General features: G+C 62.6%; 6 protein-coding genes. All 6 read right to left on the bottom strand.

Translation table 11 applies throughout. The features are described 5' to 3' along the window. Positions 1-403: 403 nt before the first annotated feature. The gene (locus Q0S16_RS07600; RefSeq protein ID WP_295846667.1) at positions 404-805 is read right to left on the bottom strand and encodes a PIN domain-containing protein; all 402 of its coding nucleotides are present in this window, start codon (positions 803-805) and stop codon (positions 404-406) included. After that, a complete protein-coding gene (locus tag Q0S16_RS07595; protein ID WP_295846665.1) occupies positions 795-1,025 on the bottom strand; it encodes an AbrB family transcriptional regulator in 231 nt (76 codons plus the stop codon). The genes Q0S16_RS07600 and Q0S16_RS07595 overlap by 11 nt, the downstream gene beginning before the upstream one ends. A 54-nt stretch (positions 1,026-1,079) precedes the next feature. Continuing rightward, positions 1,080-1,553: a GNAT family N-acetyltransferase gene (locus Q0S16_RS07590; RefSeq protein ID WP_295846664.1), complete on the bottom strand. Its 474-nt coding sequence runs from the start codon at positions 1,551-1,553 to the stop codon at positions 1,080-1,082. Positions 1,554-1,570: 17 nt separating this feature from the next. Next, positions 1,571-2,245, bottom strand: coding sequence for a dienelactone hydrolase family protein (locus Q0S16_RS07585; protein WP_295846662.1), 675 nt, complete (start codon positions 2,243-2,245; stop codon positions 1,571-1,573). Between the two features lie 215 nt (positions 2,246-2,460). Beyond that, positions 2,461-4,527, bottom strand: coding sequence for a cytochrome c1 (locus Q0S16_RS07580; protein ID WP_295846661.1), 2,067 nt, complete (start codon positions 4,525-4,527; stop codon positions 2,461-2,463). 59 nt (positions 4,528-4,586) lie between these two features. Then, positions 4,587-4,959, bottom strand: a 373-nt coding sequence (petA, locus tag Q0S16_RS07575; RefSeq protein ID WP_295846659.1) for a ubiquinol-cytochrome c reductase iron-sulfur subunit, incomplete at its 5' end; no start/stop codon positions are given.

Below are 4,959 nucleotides of genomic sequence, written 5' to 3'. Positions count from 1 at the left end.
TAGCGCCCGGGCACCGTGGTGCCGGACGACAGCACCACGCCGCGGCGATGGTCCAGTAGCTCGATCAGGTCGTCGAGCGCGGTACCGCCGGTGAATTGCGCGACATGACGCGCCACCGCCAACCCGGCTCGGGTCTGGTAGGCGCTGTCGGCGGGAAGGGAAAATACCGTCCGGTTCATGGCATCCTCTTACGAAATTGGCCGGAGGAGCGCCACACAGGACAAACGAGCAAAGGCCGTCGCACTGCGATGGCGGCCTTCGACGATTGAAAACGGAATCGCACAGCCACCTCGGTCAGGAGGTGCGCCACCAGAGAGGTAGGGGGCAACGTGCTGCTTTCATGGCGGCAATGAGCCATGGCGAGAGGGAGACGTCAAGGGCCGCTTTGGTAGGTTCGGTTGGCCTAGATCCGGAACGGATTGACGATCCGCAGCCGGCCATCGACGAGCATCCCGTCCTGCATGTCCTCGGACCACAACGTGTCGCAATCGGCAGCCAGCGCCGCGGCGACGATGAAGCTGTCGTAGATCGAGAAGCCATAGCGCTCGGCAAGGTGAAGGCCGGACTGGTGAATATCAATGGTAACTGGGATGACATCCAACAGCCCCTTGGTCCGATCAATAAACACTGACGTCTGCTGCCACGACATCCTGAATTTACGCCGGGATACGCTGGCCATCTCGTTCAACACTTGAACGCTGATGGTGCCGCCGCCATCGACGAGGCGCTGGATTCGCGCGATACGGTCCTGCGCGCCAGATGCGAGGTACAAAAGGACATTCGAGTCGAAGAAATTACCGCTCATTCGCCTCGTCGCGATCGAACTTAAAGCCCGCCGGCATCATCCCCTCAAATCGCAGCAGGTCCTCCAGCGCTTTTTTTCGTGCCAAGGGATCAGTTATGGTGGCAGACGTGATATCGAGCGGCTTGACGACCACCTTGTCGCCTTCCTTTAAGCCCAGCCGCGCGACGTCCTCGGCGGAGAGGCGAATGCCGAGACTATCGCCGATCTTGGTGACGATCATGGTCATGCTCCTGAGATGCACTCGTTGCGACCATAGCAGGAAACCACTACCGCGTCAGTCCCGGACAAACCGCTTCAGCATCGGATAGGACCCGGTGGTGCCATGCTTGCGCTGGGCCATCCCGACCTGTTCATAGCCGCACGCGAGATAGAACCGGCGTGCCGTTTCCGTACTTTGCAGGTGGCAGGAGTCGTTGCCGAGCTCGTGTGCGGTCGCCTCAAGCTGCGCCAGCAAGGCACGGCTGACGCCTTTGAACCGCGCATCCGGCGAGACGTAATTGAGCGTGATTTCGCCGTGGGGCCGGACGGCGCCGACGGCCAGTACGGTGTCGTCCTCGACCGCTACGAGGACGATGATATCTGGGTCAGCGATCCACCCCCCGACCACCGCTGGAGTCTTGTTGCCGAGCCACATCCGCAGGATTGCCGGATCGTCATGGTGATCATCAAGGCAGAGCTCGGCGATCGACCGGCGCAGCACCGCGCAGGCCTGATCGGCATCCTCATGACGCGCACGGCGGATCAGCATGCGAATGCACGGGCCCCCTATCCCAGATGCTTCCTGAAGAACGCGGTCGCCCGGCCCCAGGCCAGTTCGGCGGCTTCGCGGTCATGCACGCTGGCGCGCTGTTCGTTGACGAAAGCGTGGTCGGCCTCATAGCGGAAAAACTCGGCGGTCTTGCCGGCGGCCTTGAGGCCGGCTTCGAAGCCGTCGACCACCGCCGGCGTGCACCAGTCGTCGCGGTTGGCGAAGTGGCCCTGCAGCGGCACCTGCACGTCGGCGGGTTTGGCAGCGCCCTCCGGCGGGATGCCGTAGAACGCCACGGCGGCCTTCAATTCGGGGATCTTGCAGGCGCCGATGATGGTCACCGCGCCGCCGAGGCAGAAGCCGGTGAGCCCGACCTTGGCGCCGTTGCGCGCCAGATATTGCGCGGCACCGCGCACGGTCTGGGTGGTGGCGTCCATGAAATCGAGCGAGTTCATCTCGGCGCCGGCGGCGTCCGTGTCGTGATACGGCACCACCTTGCCATTATAGAGGTCCGGCGCCAGCGCGTCGAAGCCGGCCAGCGCGAAGCGGTCGGTCAGGCCCTTGATCTGCTCCGACAGGCCCCACCATTCCTGGATCACGACGATGCCCGGCGCGTTGCCGGCCGAGGCATTGGCGAGATAGCCGCCGGCTTCCTTGCCGTCGGGGCGCTTGAAGGTGATGTTCGTACCCATGGGATCCTCCTGAATCGCTGAACGCTATTAGCCGGTATTTTGACGGCGCGGCGATGACAAGGCAATCGCTACATGGACGGCCGCCGCGGGCGTCGGCGTTTGCGATGGTCCCGGGCGCGCGGCGATCCTTCGCACCGCTGCGCGCCCGGGACACAAAATCCACTCAACAAAAAAGCCCCCGCGGGGGCTTTTCGTTTGCATGAGGTGGCACGCTGCTAATGCGCGTCGGCCCAGACCCGCTTCTTTGTGAAGTACAGCAAGCCCGCGAGGATAAGCAGGAACACCATGACCTGCAGACCGGTGCGCTTGCGCGCCTCGAGGTGCGGCTCCGCCGTCCACATCAGGAAGCTGGCGACGTCCTTGGCGTAGTTCTCGACCTTCTGCGGCGTACCATCATCATAGGTCACCTGATCGTCGGAGATCGGCTTCGGCATCTTGATGGCATGGCCGGGATAGAACGTGTTGTAATAGGCGCCTTCCGGCAGCTTGAAGTCGGCCGGCGGCGGATCGACGTAGCCCTGCAGCAGGGCGTCGATGTAATTCGGGCCCTTTTCCTGGAACTGGGTGAAGAAGTCGAAGATGAACTGCGGAAAGCCGCGATCATAGTTGCGGGCCTTCGCCATCAGCGACAGGTCCGGCGGATAGGCGCCGCCATTGGCGGCGCGGCCGGCCTGCTCGTTCGGGAACGGCTTCGGAAACGGGTCCGCCAGTCGGCCGGGACGTTCGAACATGTCACCGGCATCGTTCGGGCCATCCTGCACCTTGATGTCCGAAGCCACCGCCAGCGCCTGCGCCGTCGAGAAGCTCGGACCGCCTTCATCCGCGAGGTTACGGAAGTGCAGCAGGTTCATGGAATGGCAGGTCGAGCAGACTTCCTTGTAGACCTTGTAGCCGCGCTGCAACTGGCCGCGGTCGAACTTGCCGACCGGGCCAGCGAACGACCAGTTCAGCGACGGCGGCGTCGGGCCGCCATGCTCCTGCGCGCGGGCATCCTGCATGCCGCCCAGAACCAGGCCACCGGCCAGAACCAGCCCGACGATCGCCGCGGCGGCCTTCTTGCCGTAGGTCGCCAGTACGTCATCGGCGATCGAGTTCGGCACCGCACGCGGCTTCTCGATACGCGCCAGTACGGGCAGCACGATCAGGAAGTAGGCGAAGTAGAAGAACGTCAGCACCCGCGAGGCAATGGTGTAGATGCCTTCGGCCGGCTTGCCGCCGAGCCAGCCGAGCAGGATGCAGGTCACGACGAACATCCAAAAGAACTGCTTGGCGAGCGGCCGATAGCGCGACGAGCGGGTCTTGGCATTGTCGAGCCAGGGCAGGAACGCCAGCACCACGATGGCGCCGAACATGCAGATGACGCCGCCGAGCTTGCTCGGGATCGAGCGCAGGATCGCGTAGAACGGCAGGTAATACCATTCCGGCACGATGTGCGCGGGCGTCACGCCCGGATTCGCCATGATGTAGTTGTCGGGGTCACCGAGGTAATTCGGCACGTAGAACACGAACCAGGCGTAGAACATCATGAAGCACACCATCGCGAAACCATCCTTGATGGTGGCGTAGGGCGTGAACGGCACGACGTCCTTTTCAGTCTTCGGCTCGACGCCGGCCGGGTTGTTCTGACCGGCGACATGCAGCGCCCAGACGTGCAGCACGACGACTCCGGCGATCACGAACGGCAACAGATAATGCAGCGAGAAGAAGCGGTTCAGGGTTGGATTGCCAACCGAATAGCCGCCCCACAGCAAGGTCACGATGCTGTCGCCGACATAGGGAATGGCGGAGAACAGGTTGGTGATGACCGTGGCGCCCCAGAAGCTCATCTGGCCCCACGGCAGCACGTAGCCCATGAAGCCCGTCGCCATCATCAGCAAATAAATGATCACACCGAGGATCCAGAGGATTTCGCGCGGCTCCTTGTACGATCCGTAATACAGGCCACGAAACATGTGGATGTACACGGCGATGAAGAACATCGAGGCGCCGTTGGAATGCAGATAGCGCAGCAACCAGCCGTAATTGACGTCGCGGACGATGCTCTCGACCGAGTTGAACGCCATGTCGACATGCGGCGTGTAGTGCATCGCCAGCACCACGCCGGTGATGATCTGGACGCCGAGCATGAGAGAAAGAATGCCGCCGAAGGTCCAGAAGTAATTCAGGTTGCGCGGCGTCGGATAGGCCACGAACGCGGAATGCATGAGACCGATAATCGGCAAGCGCTTTTCAATCCACTGCAAGGCGGGATTGGTCGGCTGGTAGGTGGATGGTCCGCTCATGATGCGATCCTGAGGAGAGAAACGACGTGACAGGCGAGGTGTCGGGCGGGACCCGAAACTCAGCCGATCTTGATTTTGCTGTCCGAAACGAAAGCGTAAGGCGGCACCGGCAGGTTCAGCGGCGCCGGACCGCGGCGAACGCGACCGGACGAATCATATTGCGAGCCGTGGCAGGGGCAAAAGAAGCCATCATACTCGCCCTCATGGGCGATCGGGATGCAGCCGAGATGGGTGCAGATGCCGATCACGACCAGCCACTGGTCGTGGCCTTCCTTGACCCGGGACTGATCGGTGGCAGGGTCCTTGAGGCTCGCAACCGGCACCTCGCGGGCCTCGTCGATCTGCTTCTTGGTGCGGTTCATGATGTAGATCGGCTTGCCGCGCCAGAACACCTTGATGTCCTGTCCTTCGGCGATCGGCGCCAAGTCTACC

Source organism: Tardiphaga sp. (assembly GCF_025356345.1).
In the GTDB taxonomy this organism is placed as follows: Bacteria; Pseudomonadota; Alphaproteobacteria; order Rhizobiales; family Xanthobacteraceae; genus Tardiphaga.
Note: the sequence above shows the minus strand (reverse complement) of the source record. Positions and strands in the feature narration are given on the sequence as shown.